The following is a 21,515-nucleotide window of genomic DNA, read 5'->3' as shown; positions in this document are numbered from 1 at the left end:
GACCGATGCGTGTCGGCGCCACCCGACGGACGGTCTCCGTCAGGCGCTGACGGCAAGTCCTCGGAATGAGTGACTCGCCGTCGGAATTCTGCAAGCTACATGACCGATGTTGGACAGGCAGCTAGTGACAACAGAAAAAGGCCGGTAGCGGGCGTCCCGCCACCAGCCGTGGAAGCTTACGCAGCGCGTGAAGCCATGGGCACAAGGATTACTTGAGCTCCACGGAAGCGCCGGCTTCTTCCAACTTCTTCTTGGCTTCTTCTGCGTCGTCTTTGCTCATCGCTTCCTTGATGGTCGCCGGAGCACCGTCGACGGCGCCCTTGGCTTCCTTCAGGCCAAGACCAGTGATCTCGCGGACGGCCTTGATGACGTTCACTTTCTTGTCGCCAGCAGAGGTCAGCACCAGGTCGAACTCGGTCTGCTCTTCGGCAGCACCGGCGTCGCCGCCAGCACCCGGGCCAGCCACAACAGCGGCGGCAGCGCTAACGCCGAACTTCTCTTCCATCGCTTCGATCAGCTCGACAACTTCCATCACGGACATGTCGGAGACGGCGTTGATGATATCTTCTTTGGTCAGTGCCATTGTCTAGATTCCTAACTTTGCGGGCGTCCCGGTTTTCCGAGAACGCGTGGATCGTGGTCGGTCGACAGGGAGCCTTAAGCGGCTTCTTCCTGCTTCTGGTCGCGCAGCGCAGCGAGGGTACGAACCAGCTTGCCGGCAGAAGCTTCCTTCATGACGGACATCAGCTTGGCGATCGCCTCATCGTACGTCGGCAGAGTTGCCAGACGGTCGATATCGCTTGCCGGGATCAGCTCACCTTCATAGGCCAGCGCCTTGACTTCGAAGTTCTTCTCATCCTTAGCGAACTCCTTGAACAGACGGGCGGCAGCGCCCGGGTGCTCATTGGAGAAGGCCAGCATGGTCGGACCTACGAAAGACTCTGACAGGCACTCCCAGGGAGTACCGGCCAGGGCGCGGCGTGCCAGGGTGTTACGCACAACGCGCACCTGGACGCCATTCTCGCGAGCCTGCTTGCGCAGTTCGGTCATCTTGTGGACCGCGACGCCGCGAGAGTCGGCAACTACGACGGAGAGTGCATCCTTGGCGACTTCACTGACCTCGGCAACAATTGCCTTCTTGCCTTCGAGTGCTAGTGCCACTGTGATCACTCCTTCGTGCCGGAACCCGAGGGCTCCGGTGGTTACCATCTCCCCTTCTCGATAACTCAAAGAAGAGGGGCTTCTTGGATGGTGCTCACCAGATGCCTGGCGGCAACACCATCTGCGCAGGTGCCCTGAGGGCGATTAAGCCGCGTTCAACCCGAGGGTCAGACGGCGGCGCCTGCGGTCTTTGACGGTGCCCCGCCGGCCGGGTAATTCACCCGGCACGGGGACCGCAAAGTGTCTTGCCTGTTGTGTCGCATCACACCAGCGCGGAGTGATCGACAGTCAGACCCGGGCCCATGGTAGTGGACAGGGTCATCTTCTTGAAGTACACGCCCTTGGAAGTGCTCGGCTTGAGCTTCTTCAGGTCGGCGATCAGCGCATCCAGGTTGCCCTTGATGGCGTCGGCGTCGAAATCGACCTTGCCCAGGGTAGCGTGGATGATGCCGTTCTTGTCGGTACGGAAGCGCACCTGACCGGCCTTGGCGTTCTTGACGGCGGTAGCAACGTCAGGGGTCACGGTACCGACCTTGGGGTTCGGCATCAGGCCGCGCGGACCCAGGATCTGACCCAGCTGACCGACCACACGCATGGCGTCAGGAGAAGCGATGACCACGTCGAAGTCGAGCTGGCCTTTCTTGACCTGCTCGGCCAGGTCGTCCATACCGACGATGTCGGCACCGGCTTCCTTGGCGGCTTCTTCGTTGGCACCCTGGGTAAAGACGGCAACGCGCACGTCCTTGCCAGTACCGTTAGGCATCACGGTTGCACCGCGAACCACCTGGTCAGATTTACGCGGATCAACACCCAGGTTGATAGCGACGTCCAGGGATTCCTTGAACTTGACGGTGGACAGCTCGGAGAGCAGTGCCACGGCCTCGTCGACAGAGTAAGCCTTGTTGGCGTCAACCTTGTCGCGAATCTGCTTTGCGCGCTTGGTAAGCTTAGCCATGATCAGAGACCCTCCACGTTGAGGCCCATGCTACGGGCGCTACCAGCAATGGTACGCACCGCGGCGTCGAGATCGGCAGCCGTCAGATCCGGCTCCTTGGTCTTGGCGATCTCTTCGAGCTGCTCACGGGTCACGGTACCGACCTTCTTCTTGTTCGGCTCGCCAGAGCCGGACTTGATGCCAGCAGCCTTCTTCAGCAGCACCGCAGCGGGCGGAGTCTTGGTGACGAAGGTGAAGCTGCGGTCGGAGTAGACGGTGATGACCACGGGAGTCGGGAGACCCGGCTCGATGTTCTGCGTCTCAGCGTTGAACGCCTTACAGAACTCCATGATGTTGACACCGTGCTGACCCAGCGCGGGGCCCACGGGGGGACTCGGATTGGCTTTACCGGCTGCAACCTGCAGCTTGATGTAAGCCTGTACTTTCTTGGCCATGATGGACTCCAGTTGGGTAATAGCGCCTTGCGGCTCCCCGGACAAAACGGCCGCCTGATTCCAGACGACCCCTACTGACTACAGGCGGACAGCACACCGCGGCGGGCCTGCCTAGACAGACCCACCGCGCGCTATTCGCCTTACTCCTTCTCGACCTGGGAAAATTCCAGCTCGACCGGAGTCGCACGCCCGAAGATCAGCACACTGACCTGCAGACGGCTCTTGTCATAATTGACCTCTTCGACCACGCCATTGAAGTCGGCAAAGGGCCCGTCGATAACGCGGACAGACTGCCCCGGCTCGAACATGGTCTTGGGCCGCGGCTTTTCCGCACCATCTCTCACACGACTAAGGATGGCATCAGCTTCACGCTGAGTGATCGGCGCCGGCTTTTCCTTGGTACCACCAATGAACCCCATGACTCGCGGAGTCTCATTGACCAGGTGCCAGGTCTCGTCAACCATTTCCATCTCGACCAGGACGTAGCCGGGATAGAACTTGCGCTCACTCTTGCGGCGCTTGCCGTCGCGCATCTCGACGACTTCCTCGGTCGGCACCAGAATCTCACCGAAGCGATCTTCCATGCCATGCATCTTCACACGCTCGATCAGCGAGCGCATGACGTGCTTCTCGAAGCCGGAGTAGGCGTGGACGACGTACCAACGCTTGGACATGAAGACTCCTAACCGATGACGCCGGACATCGCCCAGCTGAGCAGCGTGTCGATCAACCAGAGCAGCAGCCCGACTACCAGCACAGCCACCAGCACAATGGCAGTGGTCTGAATGGTCTCAGGGCGCGTCGGCCAGACGACACGTTGAATTTCCTTTCTGGCGCTACGAGCAAGCTCGACCAGCTCACGCCCCTTGGTGGTCATCAGCGCCACCAGAGCGGCAACGACAGACAGGGCGACAACGCCCAGGACACGATACAGAAGCGGCTGGTCGGCAAAATAGGTGTTGCCGACAACGGCCAGCACCAGAAGAACGACGACAACCGCCCACTTGAGCCCGTCGTGGCGCGACTCCTGCACCTCGGCGTTATGCTTCATGAAAACGAGACTCCTCAGGGCGCGGCAATCGAAACACGAAAGTATATAAAAAACTGCCAGCCTGGGGAAGACTGGCAGGCCAGGAGGGAATCGAACCCCCAACCTGCGGTTTTGGAGACCGCTGCTCTGCCAATTGAGCTACTGGCCTGTACTCGATGCAAACCACCCTTTGCGGGCAGCCTCTGCAACAGCGGGCGCCATGATAGCGAAGCAACGCTTGCCTGGCAACCCCTACTCCACCCTGCAGACGCGATGGAGAAAGAAAAAGCGAGCCAAGGCTCGCTTTTCTATATGGAGCTCATGGACGGATTTGAACCGTCGACCTCACCCTTACCAAGGGTGTGCTCTACCCCTGAGCTACATGAGCGCACTCTTTGGCGCAACACACACGGCACACGCCGAAATCTGGAGCGGGCAGCGGGGATCGAACCCGCATCATCAGCTTGGAAGGCTGAGGTTCTACCATTGAACTATGCCCGCATCATGACCCAAGGCCATTCTTGCTGAAACATGCTCATCGAACCCGACCAGCCTGGCAGCGTCCGACCGCCTGCTCCGCTTCGACCACCCAAGGGCAATCGAAAAAAATCTGGTGGAGGGGGAAGGATTCGAACCTTCGAAGCTTTCGCGGCAGATTTACAGTCTGCTCCCTTTGGCCACTCGGGAACCCCTCCAACTGGCGACGTATTTTATCGCCTCACCCCAAGATGTCAAGTGGCTGTTTTAAAAAGAATCCGCTCCTCTAGATTCTTTTTCACCTTCTCGACACAGGACAGCGGCCTCGCCGCCTGCCTTGGAACGCGGCGCATTGTGTCAAAGCCCAACGAATAACGCAAGGCCCTCAACGCTTTTTTCGCTCGGACACCACATCCTTCTCGCCTGTTGGCGTGGGACAAAAGGACTCTCGACTTCCCCGAGCGGCTCCCCGACCTGGGCGACAGCCGCCCCACGCATCGTCGCTGAGCACACCAGGGGCCCGCGGCTCCCGGCCTTGTCACAGCAGCATCGAGAAGGCTAATCCGGCACGAATCTTTTCCAGCGCCACTGGCGCAGGCGGCACTGGGGCGCCAGCCATCTTGCCAGCACGCTCTGCTGCGGTGAGCGGAAAGCACGCCTCGAGTCCCGCATAGACCATATCTGGCCAAATGGCGTGGGGCACCTGGATACCCCTCGAGACGACTCGGGCATCCCCTCCCGTGACCAGCATCGGCAGGGCAACCCCTTCGCGATCGCACACTTCACTGTAAATCCGGTTGACGGCACTCACAGCCGCCATATAAATCCCGTGATTCACGGCCTCCACTGTGCGCCGGCCTGGCGCCAGCAGCTCGTCCGCCTCGCTGTCCGGATCGATGGCCACGTTACGTGTGCCGAGTTTCAGGCTTTCCTTCATGAGACGAAGCCCAGGGAGTATATAGCCCCCAAGATGACGCCCCCCAGGCAGCACGAAATCCACCGTGATGGCACTACCACAGTCCACCGTGCAGCTGGCTCCCGCCAGTTGATAACCGGCCAGGACCCCCATCCAGCGATCCACGCCCAATCGTCCGGGTTCGTGGTAGCCGTTGGTGACCCCAAGGGCTTCACGACAGGAACGTGCCACGTGGACGGAGCGTACCCTGTCCTTCAGCAACGATTCCGTCTGGGCCAGCACCGAACGACGCGCCACGCTGGAAATCCGCACGGTCTCGACCACGTCGAGATCCGGGATGTCCGCTCCAGGCTTCCACTCCTCCCGGGTCCATACCGCACCGCGCGAGCGTATCTCGCTGCTATCAGCATCCTTGAGGCGCCATTTGGACAGAGTATTGCCGATATCCAGGTCAAGAATCATGGGCGCGCTCGCACGCTGATCTCTCCTCCGACAAGGCGCTCATCCTGCTCATCCTTGCGCACCCAGAGATTGCCGTTGTCATCCACTTCTCCCGCCCGGGCGAGTTCCCGGCGCTCGCCCCTGATGATCTCGATATCCCAGCCAGCAAAGGCGTGGCGCGCGTTCCACTCGTCTTTCCAGGCCGCAAACCCGTTCTCCTCAAAGCTTGCCAGCATGGTCAACAAGCCGTCCAGCAGCTCTGCCGCCATGACGTTGCGGGAAAGCCCTGGCGCCTGATCATGTACACAGGCGACCGGCTGATCGATGCGCGCCCGGAAGCTATCAGGCAGATCCACGTTGATTCCCATCCCCAGCACCACCTCACAGGGGCCCGCGGCATCTCCGCTCATTTCCACCAGGATGCCGGCCAACTTGCCAAAGCCACCCTGGCCATCGGGAAGCAGTACGTCATTCGGCCATTTCAAGGCGGGATTCAAGCCGTGGCGCTCCAGCATCTGGGCCAGCACCACGCCGATCGCCAGACTGAGCCCTTCCAGCGCCGCAACGCCGGCGTCAAAGCGCCAGCCCACGGAGCACATCAGGGTACGCCCCCAGGGGGTCGTCCAGATCCGGCCACGTCGTCCGCGGCCCGCAGACTGCTGCTCGACCAGGCAAGCCTCGCCATGCCCAGCCCCCTGACGAAAGCGCTCGCGCAGAAACTCGTTACTGGATGGAAGGGTGTCTTCCACGAACAGGCGAGCGAGGTGCTGACGCGAGTCACGGGACAGCGCCGCCACCACCGCCGGTCCTTCAAGCAGTTCCAACGGCTCTGCCAGGCGATACCCCTGCCCTTTCACCGCTTGCATGGGAATGCCAAGATCCTCGAGCTTGCGCAGCTGCTTCCACACCGCCGCTCGGGACACCCCCAGCTTCTCGCCCAGCTGCTGTCCAGAGTGAAACTCGCCATCACTCAACAGCCGGATCAGCTCACCAATGGTCATTCCTCGCCCCTTACGCGGGAAAAGGGCATAGTCTATCGAAAGACAGCTTGCGCCGGAAATGCGCGCGCATTCCGGCTCACGCTTGAGCAGACGCGGCTCTCGGTCGCCTTCCTAGGATAATCGCCATTCAGAACCCTGCGACGCCGGCCCCGGATGCGTGAATCGCCCCAGGCTGGGAGGTGAATGCCCCAGTGGCCGCGGCGCCGCCGTCACCCCGTCGACGCAGGCTCGACAACCTGTGAGGGCTCAGGCAGAGAGGGCGTCGACGCTTTGGCGGGTTGCCGCGATCAAGTGGGTAAACGCAGCCCGCGCCGCCGGCTCGTCCCGTTGCTGCATGGCCTCCAGCAGGGCTTCATGAAACGGAAAACCGGCATCGAATACCCGGAGTCGATCTTCCGGTGAGTCCCAGGACAGATACAGTTCGTCATGCATCATCTGGATCAATCCCACCAGCACACGATTGCCGCAGGCGTGGTAGATGGCCAGGTGAAAGGCGGCGTCGGCCTCGCTCACTCCCAGAAAGTCCTCCTTTTCCCTGGCGCGACGGTAATCGTCCAGATGGCTGGCCATGGCGTCGAGCTGGTGATCGGCGGCGTGGCGTATCGCCAGCACGATCGCCTGGACCTCAAGCGCCTCGCGGACCTCGAGCATCTCGATCAAGTGGGCCTTGGCGTCCTTGATCCCGAGGCTCGCCAGCAACTGGAAGGTGCGCTGCTCGCTGACAAACAGGCCCTTGCCATTGACGATGTCGATGATGCCTTCCGCCTCCAGCTTCTTGAGTCCCTCTCTCAGGGTCGAGCGACCTACCTCAAGCCGCTCCATCCACTCTCCCATCGAGGGTAGCTGTGTCCCCGGCGCCAGCTCCTTAGCGGCGATGTAGGCGCTGATCTCTCCTGCGACGGTGTCTGACAAATAAAGTCGTTTCATACAGTTGGGGTCCACTATCGGAAGAGGCCGGCGAGTCCTTTCGACGTTAGCCGTAAACCCCTTCTGGATCAATTGTCGCCTGCGGACCCCCGTGCTAGCTTACCTATCAGACAGGCTGATAGCCTTTTCCACTTTACCGAGGATACGCCATGGATCCACTGGATCGACATATCTGCAGTCATGCCTATGAACAGCGCCAGGAGCATCACGGCGCGGTGGCGCCTCCGCTCTACCAGACCAGCATCTTTACCTTCCCCGACCTCGAGAGTTTCAGCCGTGCCCAGCTGGACGAGCGCCAGCACTTCATCTACAGCAGAGGGCTCAACCCGACGGTCAAGCTGCTGGAAGACAAGTTGGCCGCACTGGAGCGGGGCGAGGCGTGCAAGGCCTTTGCTTCCGGCATGGGCGCGATCGCCGCCACCCTGTTCTCGTTGCTCGGCCAGGGCGATCACGTCCTGCGCATTAACCAGACCTATGGCCCCGCGGTGGAGCTGCTCGACCAGATGGCACGCTACGGCGTCAGCCATGACGGCATCAGCGGCGACCAGGACATTGGCGCCCACCTGCGCCCCAAGACGCGCCTGATCTACATAGAGAGCCCTTCATCGCTGCGCATGGAACTGGCTGATCTCGAGGCCATCGCCCGCATCGCCAGACAGCACGGCATTCTGACGCTGATCGACAATACCTGGGCGACTCCGCTGTTCCAGAAGCCGATCACCCATGGAATCGACCTGGTGGTGCACTCGCTATCGAAGTACATCGGCGGCCACAGCGACGTGGTCGGTGGCGCCGTCATCGGCAACGCCGAGGTGATCGACCGGCTCTTCGCTAATGGTCACCAGCTGCTGGGAGCGGCGCTCTCGCCCCACAGCGCGTCGCTGATCCTGCGTGGCCTGCGCACTCTGCCGGTGCGAATGGCAGAACACCTGCGCCACGGCCAGGCGATTGCCGCCTTCCTTGACGCCCATCCACAGGTGGCCGCGGTGTATCACCCAAGCCTTGCCCAGGGTCCGGCGGCTGAGTGGGCGGCACGCCAGCTCAAGGGCCACTCGGGCCTGCTCAGCTTCGCCTTGCACGATCCCAGCTACCCGCGGGTGGAACGCTTCATCAATGCCCTGCAGCTGATGCGCATTGGGGTGAGCTGGGGTGGCTACGAAAGCCTCGCCCTGTCTCCGCTTCGTCCCGACGGTAGCGGCCAGCCACTGATCCGCCTGGCCATCGGGCTGGAAGACATTGACGAGATCATCGCCGACCTGGAGCGGGGGTTCACCGCGCTCGATCACTGATCACCCTGAGGAGGACATCCCATGCCAGCGACACAACGACAACCTGGCCTTGCTCCATCCCTGCTGCTGCTCACCGCCATCGCCTTCGCCATCGTCTACGGCATCGTGGTAGCGGGCCTTCCCACCGAGCTGGTACTGATTACCCTAGGTGCCGCCGCCACCCTGTTCAGCCTTCTTCATGGTGGAACCTGGGAAGGGGTCATGGACATCATGGGCGCCAAGGTCAAAACCGCCCTGTCCGCCCTGCTGGTGCTCTACAGCATCGGCATCATCATCGGCAGCTGGATGATCTCGGGCACCATTCCCTACTTTATCTACCATGGCCTGGAGCTGATCGACCCTCGCTACCTCTACGTCATGGCATTTCTTGGCACCGCCATCGTCTCCACCTTCACCGGCACCTCCTGGGGGTCCGCCGGCACCCTCGGCGTGGCCATCATGGGCATCGCTGCAGCCATGGACATCAACCTGGCGATCACCGCCGGCGCCGTGCTCTCCGGCGCCTACTTCGGCGACAAGCTGTCACCGCTGTCGGACACCACCATCATGGCCTCCATGGTGGTGGGCGAGGACCTCTATCGCCACATTCGCAACCTGATGTACACCTCACTCCCCGCCGCCCTGGTGGCGGCGGTGGTCTACCTGATGCTGGGGCTCAACATGGAACTGGGCGCGGGTATGCCGGCCGCCATCGCTGCCAGTGCCAATACTCTTGATAGCCTCTATCGCCTCAACCCACTGCTGCTGCTGCCGGTGGCTATCGTGCTCTACGGATCGATTCGCAAGAAACCCACTCTGGTGGTGCTGTTTCTGGCTTCGGCCTGCGCCGCCCTGCTGGCCGTGATCGTGCAGGGCGCGAGCCTTGAGGCGGTCGCTCAGGCAGCAGTGTCCGGCTTCAACGTCAGCCTGCTGACCAGCTTCAACCCGGGCCTTGACGTTTCCACCCTGCCAGCGGCACTGATGAGTCTGCTAAATCGCGGCGGCCTCTACAGCATGCACGGTGCGGTGCTGTTCGCTCTGTGTGCCTTCTTCTTTGCCTCGGCCCTTGAGGCCTCCGGCATCCTCAAAGTGGTGCTTGACCGCAGTCTGGCCTACGTGCGCTCGGCACGTGGCACGATCCTGGCGTCACTGGCTGCCAGCTGCACCATCATTCTGGCCACCGGCAACAGCTACGTGACCTTCTTCCTTACCCGAGAACTGTTCGCCGAGCAGTACCAAAAACGCCGCCTGCACCCGCTGGTACTGTCACGCAGCATGGAGGATGGCGGCATGATTCCCGAGCCACTGGCCCCCTGGACCGTCTCTGCCATCTACATGGCCGGCACCTTGGGCGTCGCCACCCTGGATTACGCACCCTGGGCCCTGTTCAACTACCTGGGCATTGTGTTCTCGATCCTGCTGGCGATGATCGGCCCCTGGACGGGCTGGTACGGCGTCCGCCGACTCGCCGCCACCGAGTCCGCCCCATGCGAGCCAGCTGCTTCCACGCGGGAGGCCCCTCGGCCAACCCAGTGACAGCTAAGCACAAGGCCCCCGACGAAGGCATCGTCGGGGGCCTTGAATCAACCGCGTGTGATCTGCCTTAGGCGTGCTGCTTAGCGTGCCGACCCTCGCCGATTTCCTCCACCAGCTTATGGCAGAAGATGTCCAGATCATCGGGCTTGCGGCTGGTCACCAGGCCATTGTCGACCACCACCTGTTGATCCACCCATTCGGCGCCAGCATTGCGTAGATCTTGGGCCACACTGGGGTAGGACGTCAGCTTGCGCCCGCTTACTACATCAGCATTGATCAGGATCCAAGGGGCGTGGCAAATCGCGGCAACGGGCTTGCCCGCCTGGAAGAACGCTCGGACAAACGCCAGGGCCGCTTCATCCAGACGCAAGGCGTCGGGGTTGAACAGGCCACCGGGCAGCACCAGTGCGTGATAATCGTGCTCACTGGCGTCTTCCAGGGCCACGTCCACGCCATAGGTATCGCCCCAGTCGCTTTCCGCCCAGGCTCTGATGCCTTTCGCCTCAGGCGAGACCACGTGCACGACGATGCCCTGCTGCTGCAGTTTGGCCTTTGGCACCGCGAGCTCGGATTCCTCGAATCCGTGAGTGGCCAAGATCGCGACTCGTTTGCCTTCCACTTGCTGCGTCATGACATCCTCCTTGTAGAGATAAGTTGGACATTCTCTTAAGCTCTGTCACGCACATGTACAAGATAGTGATGCAGTCCCCAGACTTCAACCCGTATGCCGTTTCAGCTGCTACCCCTGTCGCGAAGACTCTCCCCAGAACGCGACTCCTGCTCGTGATCAGCCAGCCTTTCCACGACCTGTCGCGCCGCTGGCCACATCACACTGCCATGATCTTCACCGGCAAAGATCATCAGTTCACTCGACAGGGAAACGCAGCGCTGCTGTAGCCGGCGCTGGTAGTCACGCGCTTCATCTACCATGGCTCGCCGAAGGCGCAAGCGATCTCGCTGGGACCCGACATGGCCTTCGCGTGGTGACTGTTCACGCGCACCGACCCCCACCAGCAACGATGTTCCCTCAAGCGCCTCGCACCACTCAGCATCCTGCAGCCGGGCATCCAGCGCTTGGACCAGATAACGCTGACCCCACCACAGCGAGGGGCTGATGGCGAAAAGCCGGCGAAAGCACTCGGGGCAGCGCTGCTGAGCGTAGAGCGCAAACAGCCCTCCCAACGAGTGGCCCAGCAGCGCGCGACGCTCCGGATCCAGCGTCAAGTCCCGCTCGAGCATGGGCAGCAACTGAGCACTCAAGAAGTGAAGAAACTGGTCTGCCCCTCCTTCCTGCACAGATTCCTGCCCCTTCGCTGATGCCCCCTCTTCGCCGGCCTCAGCCGCGTGCGCGGCGATATCCGTTGGCACAGGGGGCGTGAAATCCCAGCGACGTCGCTGGGAATCAAAGCGCTCAGCGCCGGGATAGCCGACACCGACGATGACCAGAGGCAGGGCGCTGCCCTCAGGACCTTTTCGCGTCAGCGTGTCCCGCGCCTCACGCAGCAACGGGAAGCGTGCATTGCCATCCAGCACCACCAGCACGGGGTATCCTTGCGCTGGCCGAGGCGCATCCGGCATCGACACCTCGACCTGATAGGACAGGCCTGTCTGCGCGTCCACCACCACCCGAGACCCATCAAGCTCAGGCATCACGCTGCCGTCATCCATGGCGACAGCGCTGTCGACGAGAGACGCTAACAGTGACACCAGCACCAGCATGCCCAGCGGCCAGCCCGCGATGATCTGCCACGCCCTAGAACGCATAGCGCAAGGTGGCCAGGGCGCTGGCTGGCTGACCCACGAAGTTGAAGGAGCCCTCGCCCCCTGCACGCAGGTAATACTCACGGTCGAACAGGTTGTAGACGTTGAGCTGGCCGCTCAGCTGCGGGGTAAATTCATAGCCAAGCATCGCGTCCACCACTGCATAGCCGGGTGCCTCGACGCCGCTGCTCGAACTGAAGTCGCTCATGGCGGTGATCCCGCCGCCCAGTGACAGGCCATTGAGCATCCCTTGCTGGAAACGATACTGCGACCATAGGTTGACCATGTTCTCGGGCATCAGCAGGAAGATGCCATCATCCCGGGCACTGGATGCCTTTTCGATCTCCGTATCGGTATAGGTATAGCCAAAGATCAGGTCCCACTGGTCGGTGAGGCTTCCGGTGACTTCCAGCTCGGCACCGCGAATACGCACTTCACCGGTGTCCACGGAATAGCTGGCACCGGGATCACTCGACGCGGCTGCACGATGGCTGTCTTCGAGCTGGTAGGCGCTGGCGCGTGCATTCAGTCGCCCTCCCAGGTAACTGCCCTTGATACCGATCTCGTACTGATCGCCCTCACGGGGATCGATCAGATCATTGTCCTCGTTGAACGCCGTCTGGGGCTTGAAGACCCGCGAATAGCTGGCATAGAGGGAGTGCTGAGCATCCAGGTCCAGCACAGCCCCTGCATAGGGCGTAAATTCGCTGTCACTGCGAGAGCTTTCGCTATCACTGGTGCGGTCGTCGTATTCGGTGGAAAAATGACTGAAGCGGCCGCCGGCGATCAGGGCCAGAGGGGCGATCGGTCTGACCGTTACCTTGGCGTAGGCACCGGTCTCTTCCAGCTCGCTGCGGGTGTCGGTAAGACTGAAGCCGGACAGGCCAGCCTGGGCACTGTCCAGGACATTGACGTAGGCCAGATCATTGAGCTGACCGACGCTGAGACTGCTTCCAAGCCCGCGAGCCCGCCCCTGGCGATTGTCCTGGTCGTAGTCCTTATGGTCGAGCCCGACCACAAACTCGTTGTCATTGCCAAAAGCGTCAAACGCCTGGGTGTAGCTGGCGTCCAGCGACAGCGACGTCTCGTCGGTCTTACCCCCGAAACCGGCAGCATTCAGCCTGCCCTGATCATCCACCGCACCGGCACCGAAGGCATAGTTGTAGTTCGCATCTCGGTCGGAGTAGCGGGCCGCAACGCGACCGTAGCCATCGTTGGCAAAGCGATGTGTCAGCTCTGCCAGTACATCCGTGGACTCACTGTCAAAGTCGTTCCAGTCAGCCCCATAGAAGGCGCTACGACGGGTATACAGAAGATCCCCATCGGCATCGGTCGGCTGGCCGTTGTTGACCGTGATGTCCTTGGCATTATGAATGATGCCAAGGGAGAGCTCGGTGGCATCGGTCAGGTCGATATCTACCGCTGCGTAAAGGTCATCCTGCCGGTTATCGTTGTCATCGACCCACTGTGCGTTCTCCGTGGAGCGTGCCACAAACCGCCCTCTTACCCGGCCGGCCTCATCGATGGGCCCCGCCACATCCACTCCCAGCGCACCATCATCCAGCGTGCCCAGGCTGCCGAACACCTCAGCCTGGAAGGTCTCGGTCGGACGCTTGCGCACCAGGTTGACGATGCCGCCCAGTTCGCTGGTGCTGTTGAACAGCCCCGACGGCCCGCGCATGATCTCGACCCGGTCGAACGCGGTCAGGCTCGGCACAGACCCGAGGATACTGCTCATGGGCGCAGGCAGCCCATCAATGCTGTAGGCATCGTACTCATAGCCTCTGGCAAAGATGGAGGAACGACCATAATCGTTGCTGAGTACCCGCACCCCCGGCGTGCGTGCCGCCAACTGATCCAAGGTCACAAACCCCTGGTCCTCGATGGCATCGTGGGTGACCACGCTGACCGACTGCGGAATATCCCGCAGGGCGGCCGGCACCTTGGTACCCACCGTAGCCGCGTCAACGCTATAGCCCTCGGTCTGCTCACTGGCCAACATGTCGTACAGGCGCACACCGATCACCCGGGTAACGTCCAGCTCCTGATCCTCGATTCCCGGATCATCAGCGCCTATCCCCCCAGCCCCCTGGGCCTCTGCTCCCCGACCCTGTGCCCTCTGCTCGGCGATATCCTGCGCCTGGGCAGCGGTGGCCAGCAGCGCACCTCCCGCTCCGGCAAGCACCCACGCCAACAACATGTTGCCCTTCATGCCACCTCCAAAACTTAATGCGAATCTATTGCATTCAAAACCCTGGAGCGACATTCTGTCACTGACGGCACCCCGATACCTTTGCCCTTTGACCAGCGACCTTTGGCATGACGACAACCTTCACCACGACGCAGCCGAAAGCCCCCCAGGCCGGCTGGATTCATCAGCATGACCTGACCTCACTGGCGGGCGTACTGACCAGCCAGTATCAATGCACCGCGGCCGACCACCAGGCCACTGGAGCGCCGCTGCATGGCATCGTGCAGCAGCATGAGGTCCAGCGTGGCATGTACCTGCGCCTCAATCGTCTGCGTGACCGCCACGGTGTAACGCCCCGGGCAAGGCTGCATCCAGGTCTCAAGATTTCGCTGGTCTGGCGCGGAGAGGCCTGCGTGAGCTTCGACGAGCATAGCTTTACACTCGATGCCAACAAGCGAGCCTGTGGCCTGCTGATAGCGGTCGACGAGCCCACCACTTTCGTCCGCCACGGTCGGCGTGGTGCAGTGGAGTTCAGTGCCGTACTGAGCCTGACCTCGGACTGGCTCCAGCGTCGCTTGGGCTCTCCGCTGCCCAGTGTTTGCTGTCACGGCCTCAGGCAGCACCTCGGCCATCTGAGGTGGACACCGTCAAGCGACCTGGTGGCACGCCTGGACAACGTGAGTCAGACCGCCGACATGACGACGGTCCTTAACCTGGAGCGCGAATCGATCGCCCTTGCCATGGTGTCCGAGGCGTTGGCGCACCAGACGACCCCTGCTGTATCCCACGGTGGTAAGGCCTGGCAGCAACGTCTGGCGGGCTGGATCGCCAGCGGCGAGTCGCTGCACCTTTCGCCCGCCGACATGGCAAGTCGATTGGGGATGAGTCTGCGACAACTGCAGCGGCGTTATCACCGGGAATATGGGCTGCCGTTGAGTGCCGGACTGCGACAGCAGCACTTGCTGCGCGCCCGGGCGGCGCTGCAAGACGAGAACGTCAGCGTCGATACCGCGGCCAGTATCGCCGGCTACCGGCACGCCGCCAACTTCGCCACCGCCTTCAAGCAACATTTTGGTGAGGGCCCGGCACAGTGCCGGCGTCACGCTCAGCGCGAACTCAGCACAGACGCCGCCAGCTAAGGCACCGCGTCGGCATTGCCCCCGAGACGCGACAGCGCGACGTTCCAGGAGCAAAAAAAAGGGCCACGGCGATCGCCGTGGCCCTGTCGTCAGACGTCACTCCGCTGTGAGTGACAACACACGACGGTCAGAATGCCCAATCTTCGTCTTCGGTGCTCACCGTCTTGCCGATGACATAGGAAGACCCTGAACCAGAGAAGAAGTCATGGTTCTCATCGGAGCCAGGAGACAGCGCGGCCAGAATGGCCGGGCTCACATCGGTCACGCTGGACGGGAACAGTGCCTCGAAGCCAAGATTCATCAACGCCTTGTTGGCGTTGTAATGCAGGAACTTCTTGACGTCCTCGGTCAGACCAACGTCGTCGTACAGCGCCTCGGTGTACTTCACCTCGTTCTCATAGAGCTCGAACAGCAGCTCAAACGCGTAAGCCTTGATCTCTTCCTGACGCTCCTGCGGCTGCTGGGCCAGCTGACGCTGGAACTTGTAGCCGATGTAATAACCATGGATAGCCTCATCACGAATGATCAGACGAATCAGGTCGGCGGTGTTGGTCAGCTTGGCACGGCTTGACCAGTACATCGGCAGATAAAAGCCAGAGTAGAACAGGAAGGACTCAAGGAAGGTGCTCGCCACCTTGCGCATGAGCGGGTCCTCGGCGCGGTAACGCTCCAGGATCAACTCGGCCTTCTTCTGCAGGAAGGGGTTCTCTTCACTCCAGCGGTAGGCATCATCCACATCACGGGTCGCGCACAGCGTGGAAAAGATCGAGCTGTAAGAACGCGCGTGTACCGACTCCATGAAGCTGACGTTGGTCAGTACGGCTTCTTCATGAGGCGTTACCGCGTCCTCGATCAGCGCAGGAGCCCCCACCGTGCCCTGGATGGTATCGAGCAGGGTGAGACCAGTGAAGACACGAATGGTGAGCTGCTGCTCATGTTCCGTCAGGGTATTCCACGACGGGATATCGTTGGACAAGGGGATCTTTTCCGGCAACCAGAAGTTACCGGTCAAACGGTTCCAGACCTCGAGGTCCTTGTCGTCCTGGAGTCTGTTCCAGTTGATCGCGTCGACCCGGCTCAAACGACGGGCAGCAGAGGTAGCGGGCATATCCATGAGAGGGTTCTCGTTCGGTTGGCGCCGGGCCCTGAGCACGGCGCGTCGCTCGATTGAAGCAAAAAACGGCGACCAAGACGGCCTTCAGTCCCTTTGCCCGTGCGAATTCCACAACAGTAGTCTCGCTGGCAAAGGAGCGGCGAAGACAGGTAGGGCTCACGGCATCGTGCCAGAGATTCCTACCCGTGACTTCGCCTTGGCCTGTCTTTCCGCCTACTCCGTGACGGCTTCGCCATCACGGCTCATCATTACAGGGTGCAGGACACGCAACCTTCCACTTCCGTCCCTTCCAGCGCCGCCTGACGCAGACGGATGTAGTAGATCGTCTTGATGCCCTTGCGCCAGGCGTAGATCTGCGCCTTGTTGACGTCGCGGGTGGTCGCCGTGTCGCGGAAGAACAGCGTCAGCGACAGCCCCTGGTCAACGTGCTGCGTGGCGGCAGCATAGGTGTCGATGATCTTCTCAGGACCCAGCTCATAGGCGTCTTGATAGTAGTCCTGATTCTCGTCCGTCAGGTAGGGGGCCGGATAGTACACACGTCCCAACTTACCCTCTTTACGAATCTCCACCTTGGCCGTGACCGGGTGAATACTCGACGTGGAGTTGTTGATGTAGGAAATGGACCCGGTGGGCGGAATCGCCTGCAGATTGCGATTGAACAACCCATGAGCCATCACCGACGCCTTCAGCTCACGCCAATCCTCCTGAGTCGGAATATGGATCCCGCTCTTGTCGAACAGCGCGCGTACCTTGTCGGTCTTCGGCTCCCACGCCTGCTCGGTGTACTTGTCGAAGTACTCGCCGCTGGCATAGCTCGACTTCTCGAAACCGGCAAAGTGACGGTTGCGCTCAATGGCGATGCGGTTGGACGCACGAATGGCGTGAAACGCTACGGTGTAGAAGTAGATGTTGGTGAAATCCACCCCTTCTTCGCTGCCGTAGTAGATATGCTCGCGAGCCAGGTAACCGTGCAGGTTCATCTGGCCCAGGCCGATGGCGTGAGACTTGGCATTGCCCTCGGCAATCGACGGCACTGAGCTGATGTTGCTCATCTCGGAAACCGCGGTCAATCCACGGATAGCGGTCTCTACCGTCGCACCGAAGTCAGGAGAGTCCATGGCCTTGGCGATGTTGAGCGAACCAAGGTTGCAGGAAATATCCTCACCGATCTTGCGATAGCCCAGGTCATCGTCGTATTCGGTAGGTGTATTGACCTGCAAGATTTCCGAGCAGAGGTTGGACATGTTGATCCGGCCATCGATCGGGTTGGCGCGGTTCACTGTGTCCTCAAACATCAGGTACGGATAGCCAGACTCGAACTGCAGCTCGGCAATGGTCTGAAACAGCTCACGAGCGTTGATCTTCTTCTTGCGAATACGACCGTCAGCGACCATCTCGTCGTACTTCTCGGTCACGCTGATGTCGCCAAAAGGCACACCATAGACGCGCTCGACGTCATAGGGCGAGAACAGATACATGTCCTCGTTACGCTTGGCCAGCTCGAACGTGATATCCGGCATCACGATCCCCAGTGAAAGGGTCTTGATGCGAATCTTCTCGTCGGCGTTCTCGCGCTTGGTGTCGAGGAAGTTCAGGATATCCGGGTGGTGTGCGTTGAGATAGACCGCACCAGCGCCCTGGCGAGCGCCAAGCTGGTTGGCATAGGAGAACGCATCCTCCAGCATCTTCATGATCGGAATGATGCCTGAAGACTGGTTTTCGATACGCTTGATCGGAGCACCGGACTCGCGCACGTTGGAAAGCGAGAAGGCGACACCGCCGCCCCGCTTGGACAGCTGCAGAGCCGAGTTGATGGAGCGCCCGATGGACTCCATGTTGTCCTCGATCCGCAGCAGGAAGCAGGAGACCAACTCGCCCCGCTGCTGCTTGCCGCAGTTGAGGAACGTCGGAGTCGCCGGCTGAAAGCGGCCGTGGATGATCTCATCGACCAGTTGCTTCGCCAACGTCTCGTCGCCACGCGCGAGCGACAGCGCGACCATGCAGACGCGATCCTCGAAGCGCTCGAGATAGCGTTTGCCATCGAACGTCTTGAGGGTATAGCTGGTGTAGTACTTGAACGCTCCCAGGAAGCTCTGGAACCGGAACTTGACCGCATAGGCCTGATCGAACAACGCGGTAACGAAATCAAAGTCGTACTGATCGAGCACCTGGCGCTCGTAGTAGCCTTGCTCCGTCAGGTAATCGAGCTTTTCCTGCAGCGAGTGAAAGAACACGGTGTTCTGGTTCACGTGCTGCAGGAAGTACTGACGCGCGGCCTCGCGATCCTTGTCGAGCTGCAGACGCCCTTCGGCATCATACAGGTTCAACATCGCATTCAGCGCGTGATAGTCGAGTGTCTTGGCGTTGTGATCGGCAGCGGGTCGCGTTGCCGCATCCTTTTCTAGGCTGAGCGTTTCCAAAATTCTTTCACCCCTGCAAGAACACGATGGACATCCTCATCCGTGCCCATCAGTTCAAACCGATAAAGAAGCGGCACCTGACACTTCTGCGCGATCACTCTCCCGGCCAGGCCAAAGGCTGCGCCGAAATTGGTGTTGCCACCCGCGATCACGCCCCGAATCAGGGACCGATTGTGTGCATCGTTGAGAAACCGAATCACCTGTGGCGGTACCGAGCTCATCGGGTCACCGTCGCCGTAGGTCGGCACAACGAGAATATATGGCTGATCGACACGCAGAGGACCGTCGTCACGACTGAGCGGAATACGCTTGGCAGACAGACCCAGCTTTTCTACAAAGCGTCGTGTATTGCCAGACTTTGTCGAGAAATAGACCAGCTCAGCCAAGACGATTCTCCTGCATCCCTGAAGCCTCGGACGTGACGCGGCCATCGCCGCGCACATCCGCTAGATACGAAGAACTTACGTGCGAAGGACGTTATCAGGCGACCAGCGTACTGATCTTGTCCGGGCGAAAGCCGGCCCAATGATCCTCGCCAGCGACGACGACGGGCACCTGGCGGTAGCCCAGCTCCTGGACTCGCTGCATGGCATCGGCGTCCTGGGTCAGATCGACCACGGTATAGTCGATTCCCTGATTGTCCAGGGCGCGGTAGGTGGCGTTGCACTGGACGCAGGCAGGTTTGCTATAGATCGTGATGGTCATGATAATCGTTACCGTCCGTGACGTGATGATACGCCCATCATAGGGGATGGCGTGGACATGGGCGGTCGGTGGAGTCACGGCACCAGGCCGTACTCCCCGCCTTCGGTAGGGCACTATATATGGTAGAGGGAGTTTTTTCCAAGCACAGATATAGTTTTTTTCTGTGTATTCCCTGTGGACAACTTTGGACACCGCTGGAGCCCGCGCCACTGCCCGCTTCCCGTCTTGTCAAGACAGCAATAAAAATCTGTTTCAGCGCTAGGAGATCATCCGTCGCTGGTCAGCGCTCATCGGCACACGCTACCAGATAGTGTTGGCCTCCCCGGCCGGAGCTACCAGGGAGGCTAATACCTGCGCAATGATGCTCAGGATGACTTGATGGCGTGGCCGCCAAACTCATTGCGCATGGCAGCGAGCATCTTATCCGCATAAGAGTCGGATTCACGGGAGCGCAGCCGCTCAAGCAGGGACATCGTGATGACGGGGGCACTAACGTCGAGTTCGATGGCCTCGCTCACCGTCCAACGCCCTTCGCCGGAATCAGAGACATAGGGGGCGATGCCGTCAAAGGTCGGGTTCTTGTCGAGGGCATTGGCGGTCAGGTCGAGCAGCCAGGACCGTACGACGCTACCATGACGCCAGATCTCAGCGACTTGATGCAGGTCCAGCCCGAAGGAGGTCTTCTTCTCCATGATGGCGAAGCCTTCCGCAAACGCCTGCATCATGCCGTACTCGATACCATTGTGGACCATCTTGGTGAAGTGGCCTGCCCCGCTGGGCCCTACGTGTCCCCACCCTTTATCGGCAGCCGGGGCCAGTGTCTCGAACAGCGGCTTGAGCCTCTCGACCACGGCATCATCACCGCCGACCATCATGCTGTAGCCCTCTGCCAGCCCCCACACGCCACCGCTGGTTCCCACATCCACATAGCTCAAGCCATGTTCACGCAGCTCAGCGGCACGTCGCACGCTGTCCTTGTACATGGAGTTGCCACCATCGATGACGATGTCATCAGGGGACAGCAGCGATGTCAGCTCCTTGAGCAGTGCATCAACGGCTTCCCCCGCAGGTACCATCAGCCATACGATACGCGGGGAAGGAAGTTGCTCGACCGCCTCTGCCAGAGTCTGTGCTGGCTCAACTCCTCGCTGCTGCGCGCTGGAGAGTGCCTCAGCGCCAGGGTCTGTACCAATGACACGATGACCGCCGCGAACCAGACGTTCTGCCATGTTGGCGCCCATGCGCCCAAGGCCAATCATTGCAAGATCCATGTATGCTCCTCTAAATGAATGGTGACGTCAGTATCGTCGCGGTGCTCACGATATCTGTCGGTTCAGATGGTGCCAATGCACAGCCGCCTTATGCGGCCTTCAACGTACGGCTGCAGAGAGCCAACGCCCGCCTTCCGCTACGCCAAACTTCGGCTAGACGGAAAACGGCGGACGTCATAAAAGAAGCCCAGCCATCTCTAGATAGCCGGGCCTCTTTTGAATAAATGCCTGATCTCGCATGTAGGTGAGCCACCCTGGCGCTCTTTACAACGGCTGCAGCGAAGCTGCAAGAGGTGGCGAAGGCCACGAGCCCGCCCTTGAGAAGGACCAGGCCGCTCCACGCCGAGGGAGCCATCGACCCGCACTCGTCTATGGAAACGATCTTGACCTTGTGGAAAATCCCGATATCCGCAGAGGTACTAGCAACCAGGCAGCTTGCCTCTCGCATGGGGGTGAGCCGCCCTGGAGCTCTTTACAACGGCTGCAGCGAAGCTGCAAGGGGTGGCGAACGACGCGAGCTTGCCCTTGAGGAGAGCCAGGCCGGACCGCGCCGAGGCGGTTATCGGCGCGGCCCCACACATAAAAAGCGGGGTCGACCCATGCATGCGAAAAACCCCGACCATCTCTCGATAATCGGGGTTCTTCTGAATAAATGCCTGACGATGACCTACTCTCGCATGGGGAGACCCCACACTACCATCGGCGCTGAGCGGTTTCACTTCTGAGTTCGGCAAGGGATCAGGTGGTTCCCACTCGCTATGGTCGTCA

At 60.7% G+C, this 21,515-nt stretch carries 20 protein-coding genes, 4 tRNA genes and 1 rRNA gene; 3 read left to right on the top strand and 22 right to left on the bottom strand.

Translation table 11 applies throughout. The annotated features are described in order from the left end of the window. Positions 1-208: 208 nt before the first annotated feature. The 13 genes from rplL to KUV86_RS13775 form a co-directional block, all read right to left on the bottom strand. Complete coding sequence (rplL, locus tag KUV86_RS13835) at positions 209-583, bottom strand: 50S ribosomal protein L7/L12 (RefSeq protein ID WP_206944216.1); 375 nt, start codon at positions 581-583, stop codon at positions 209-211. Between the two features lie 74 nt (positions 584-657). Beyond that, positions 658-1,161 (bottom strand): 50S ribosomal protein L10, encoded by a 504-nt coding sequence (gene rplJ / locus KUV86_RS13830; protein ID WP_206944217.1) that lies wholly within the window; start codon positions 1,159-1,161, stop codon positions 658-660. Between the two features lie 262 nt (positions 1,162-1,423). Then, entirely contained in the window at positions 1,424-2,116 is a 693-nt protein-coding gene (gene rplA, locus KUV86_RS13825) for a 50S ribosomal protein L1 (RefSeq protein ID WP_206944218.1), read from the bottom strand. Positions 2,117-2,118: 2 nt separating this feature from the next. Further along, positions 2,119-2,550 carry a 50S ribosomal protein L11 gene (gene rplK, locus KUV86_RS13820; protein ID WP_206944219.1) on the bottom strand — a complete coding sequence of 144 codons (432 nt, stop codon included), beginning with the start codon at positions 2,548-2,550 and terminating at the stop codon, positions 2,119-2,121. Positions 2,551-2,690: 140 nt separating this feature from the next. Continuing rightward, entirely contained in the window at positions 2,691-3,224 is a 534-nt protein-coding gene (nusG, locus tag KUV86_RS13815) for a transcription termination/antitermination protein NusG (protein ID WP_206944220.1), read from the bottom strand. Positions 3,225-3,232: 8 nt separating this feature from the next. Next, positions 3,233-3,601, bottom strand: coding sequence for a preprotein translocase subunit SecE (gene secE, locus KUV86_RS13810; protein ID WP_206944221.1), 369 nt, complete (start codon positions 3,599-3,601; stop codon positions 3,233-3,235). Between the two features lie 72 nt (positions 3,602-3,673). After that, positions 3,674-3,749: transfer RNA gene (locus tag KUV86_RS13805), tRNA-Trp, on the bottom strand. A 144-nt stretch (positions 3,750-3,893) separates the two neighbouring features. Then, a tRNA-Thr gene (locus tag KUV86_RS13800) sits at positions 3,894-3,968 on the bottom strand. 39 nt (positions 3,969-4,007) lie between these two features. After that, positions 4,008-4,081 (bottom strand) — tRNA-Gly (locus tag KUV86_RS13795). Between the two features lie 110 nt (positions 4,082-4,191). Next, positions 4,192-4,275: transfer RNA gene (locus KUV86_RS13790), tRNA-Tyr, on the bottom strand. A gap of 320 nt (positions 4,276-4,595) precedes the next feature. Then, the gene (locus KUV86_RS13785) at positions 4,596-5,435 is read right to left on the bottom strand and encodes a type III pantothenate kinase (protein ID WP_206944222.1); all 840 of its coding nucleotides are present in this window, start codon (positions 5,433-5,435) and stop codon (positions 4,596-4,598) included. Then, a complete protein-coding gene (locus KUV86_RS13780) occupies positions 5,432-6,415 on the bottom strand; it encodes a biotin--[acetyl-CoA-carboxylase] ligase (RefSeq protein ID WP_222485202.1) in 984 nt (327 codons plus the stop codon). The genes KUV86_RS13785 and KUV86_RS13780 overlap by 4 nt, the downstream gene beginning before the upstream one ends. A 246-nt stretch (positions 6,416-6,661) precedes the next feature. Further along, entirely contained in the window at positions 6,662-7,342 is a 681-nt protein-coding gene (locus KUV86_RS13775; RefSeq protein ID WP_222485201.1) for a FadR/GntR family transcriptional regulator, read from the bottom strand. Positions 7,343-7,491: 149 nt separating this feature from the next. Between KUV86_RS13775 and KUV86_RS13770 the strand changes: the two genes are divergently transcribed. Together KUV86_RS13770 and nhaC are read left to right on the top strand one after the other, a co-directional pair. After that, entirely contained in the window at positions 7,492-8,631 is a 1,140-nt protein-coding gene (locus tag KUV86_RS13770; protein WP_222485200.1) for a trans-sulfuration enzyme family protein, read from the top strand. A 21-nt stretch (positions 8,632-8,652) separates the two neighbouring features. Next, complete coding sequence (gene nhaC / locus KUV86_RS13765; protein ID WP_222485199.1) at positions 8,653-10,146, top strand: Na+/H+ antiporter NhaC; 1,494 nt, start codon at positions 8,653-8,655, stop codon at positions 10,144-10,146. 67 nt (positions 10,147-10,213) lie between these two features. Here the strand turns inward: nhaC and KUV86_RS13760 are convergent, their stop codons facing one another. From KUV86_RS13760 to KUV86_RS13750, 3 genes are all read right to left on the bottom strand, one after another. Then, positions 10,214-10,777 carry a type 1 glutamine amidotransferase domain-containing protein gene (locus tag KUV86_RS13760; protein WP_222164148.1) on the bottom strand — a complete coding sequence of 188 codons (564 nt, stop codon included), beginning with the start codon at positions 10,775-10,777 and terminating at the stop codon, positions 10,214-10,216. Positions 10,778-10,878: 101 nt separating this feature from the next. Beyond that, positions 10,879-11,910 (bottom strand): alpha/beta hydrolase, encoded by a 1,032-nt coding sequence (locus tag KUV86_RS13755; protein WP_222483881.1) that lies wholly within the window; start codon positions 11,908-11,910, stop codon positions 10,879-10,881. Further along, complete coding sequence (locus KUV86_RS13750) at positions 11,900-14,119, bottom strand: TonB-dependent siderophore receptor (RefSeq protein ID WP_261397647.1); 2,220 nt, start codon at positions 14,117-14,119, stop codon at positions 11,900-11,902. Before KUV86_RS13750 ends, KUV86_RS13755 begins: the two co-directional genes overlap by 11 nt. Positions 14,120-14,226: 107 nt before the next feature. Between KUV86_RS13750 and KUV86_RS13745 the strand changes: the two genes are divergently transcribed. Further along, positions 14,227-15,237: a helix-turn-helix transcriptional regulator gene (locus KUV86_RS13745; RefSeq protein WP_222239061.1), complete on the top strand. Its 1,011-nt coding sequence runs from the start codon at positions 14,227-14,229 to the stop codon at positions 15,235-15,237. Positions 15,238-15,364: 127 nt separating this feature from the next. Here the strand turns inward: KUV86_RS13745 and nrdF are convergent, their stop codons facing one another. The 6 genes from nrdF to rrf all read right to left on the bottom strand — a co-directional run. Continuing rightward, complete coding sequence (gene nrdF / locus KUV86_RS13740) at positions 15,365-16,345, bottom strand: class 1b ribonucleoside-diphosphate reductase subunit beta (RefSeq protein ID WP_206944255.1); 981 nt, start codon at positions 16,343-16,345, stop codon at positions 15,365-15,367. Between the two features lie 254 nt (positions 16,346-16,599). Continuing rightward, positions 16,600-18,771 (bottom strand): class 1b ribonucleoside-diphosphate reductase subunit alpha, encoded by a 2,172-nt coding sequence (gene nrdE / locus KUV86_RS13735; protein ID WP_206944230.1) that lies wholly within the window; start codon positions 18,769-18,771, stop codon positions 16,600-16,602. After that, entirely contained in the window at positions 18,753-19,157 is a 405-nt protein-coding gene (nrdI, locus tag KUV86_RS13730) for a class Ib ribonucleoside-diphosphate reductase assembly flavoprotein NrdI (protein WP_224908929.1), read from the bottom strand. Before nrdI ends, nrdE begins: the two co-directional genes overlap by 19 nt. Positions 19,158-19,251: 94 nt before the next feature. After that, positions 19,252-19,476: a glutaredoxin-like protein NrdH gene (gene nrdH, locus KUV86_RS13725; RefSeq protein WP_206944232.1), complete on the bottom strand. Its 225-nt coding sequence runs from the start codon at positions 19,474-19,476 to the stop codon at positions 19,252-19,254. A gap of 365 nt (positions 19,477-19,841) precedes the next feature. Beyond that, complete coding sequence (gnd, locus tag KUV86_RS13720) at positions 19,842-20,747, bottom strand: phosphogluconate dehydrogenase (NAD(+)-dependent, decarboxylating) (protein ID WP_222164154.1); 906 nt, start codon at positions 20,745-20,747, stop codon at positions 19,842-19,844. 654 nt (positions 20,748-21,401) lie between these two features. Beyond that, a 5S ribosomal RNA gene (gene rrf, locus KUV86_RS13715) occupies positions 21,402-21,515 on the bottom strand; the annotation flags it as partial.

This window comes from Halomonas sp. DP8Y7-3 (assembly GCF_019801675.1).
In the GTDB taxonomy this organism is placed as follows: domain Bacteria; phylum Pseudomonadota; class Gammaproteobacteria; order Pseudomonadales; family Halomonadaceae; genus Halomonas; species Halomonas litopenaei_A.
Note: the sequence above shows the minus strand (reverse complement) of the source record. Positions and strands in the feature narration are given on the sequence as shown.

Bases quoted from the DNA above. Each gene is read 5' to 3' on its own strand.
- rplL (WP_206944216.1), bottom strand. From the start codon at position 583: ATGGCACTGACCAAAGAAGATATCATCAACGCCGTCTCCGACATGTCC.
- rplA (WP_206944218.1), bottom strand. From the start codon at position 2,116: ATGGCTAAGCTTACCAAGCGCGCAAAGCAGATTCGCGACAAGGTTGAC.
- rplK (WP_206944219.1), bottom strand. From the start codon at position 2,550: ATGGCCAAGAAAGTACAGGCTTACATCAAGCTGCAGGTTGCAGCCGGT.
- nusG (WP_206944220.1), bottom strand. From the start codon at position 3,224: ATGTCCAAGCGTTGGTACGTCGTCCACGCCTACTCCGGCTTCGAGAAG.
- secE (WP_206944221.1), bottom strand. From the start codon at position 3,601: ATGAAGCATAACGCCGAGGTGCAGGAGTCGCGCCACGACGGGCTCAAG.
- KUV86_RS13785 (WP_206944222.1), bottom strand. From the start codon at position 5,435: ATGATTCTTGACCTGGATATCGGCAATACTCTGTCCAAATGGCGCCTC.
- KUV86_RS13780 (WP_222485202.1), bottom strand. From the start codon at position 6,415: ATGACCATTGGTGAGCTGATCCGGCTGTTGAGTGATGGCGAGTTTCAC.
- KUV86_RS13775 (WP_222485201.1), bottom strand. From the start codon at position 7,342: ATGAAACGACTTTATTTGTCAGACACCGTCGCAGGAGAGATCAGCGCC.
- KUV86_RS13770 (WP_222485200.1), top strand. From the start codon at position 7,492: ATGGATCCACTGGATCGACATATCTGCAGTCATGCCTATGAACAGCGC.
- nhaC (WP_222485199.1), top strand. From the start codon at position 8,653: ATGCCAGCGACACAACGACAACCTGGCCTTGCTCCATCCCTGCTGCTG.
- KUV86_RS13760 (WP_222164148.1), bottom strand. From the start codon at position 10,777: ATGACGCAGCAAGTGGAAGGCAAACGAGTCGCGATCTTGGCCACTCAC.
- KUV86_RS13755 (WP_222483881.1), bottom strand. From the start codon at position 11,910: ATGCGTTCTAGGGCGTGGCAGATCATCGCGGGCTGGCCGCTGGGCATG.
- KUV86_RS13750 (WP_261397647.1), bottom strand. From the start codon at position 14,119: ATGAAGGGCAACATGTTGTTGGCGTGGGTGCTTGCCGGAGCGGGAGGT.
- KUV86_RS13745 (WP_222239061.1), top strand. From the start codon at position 14,227: ATGACGACAACCTTCACCACGACGCAGCCGAAAGCCCCCCAGGCCGGC.
- nrdF (WP_206944255.1), bottom strand. From the start codon at position 16,345: ATGCCCGCTACCTCTGCTGCCCGTCGTTTGAGCCGGGTCGACGCGATC.
- nrdH (WP_206944232.1), bottom strand. From the start codon at position 19,476: ATGACCATCACGATCTATAGCAAACCTGCCTGCGTCCAGTGCAACGCC.
- gnd (WP_222164154.1), bottom strand. From the start codon at position 20,747: ATGGATCTTGCAATGATTGGCCTTGGGCGCATGGGCGCCAACATGGCA.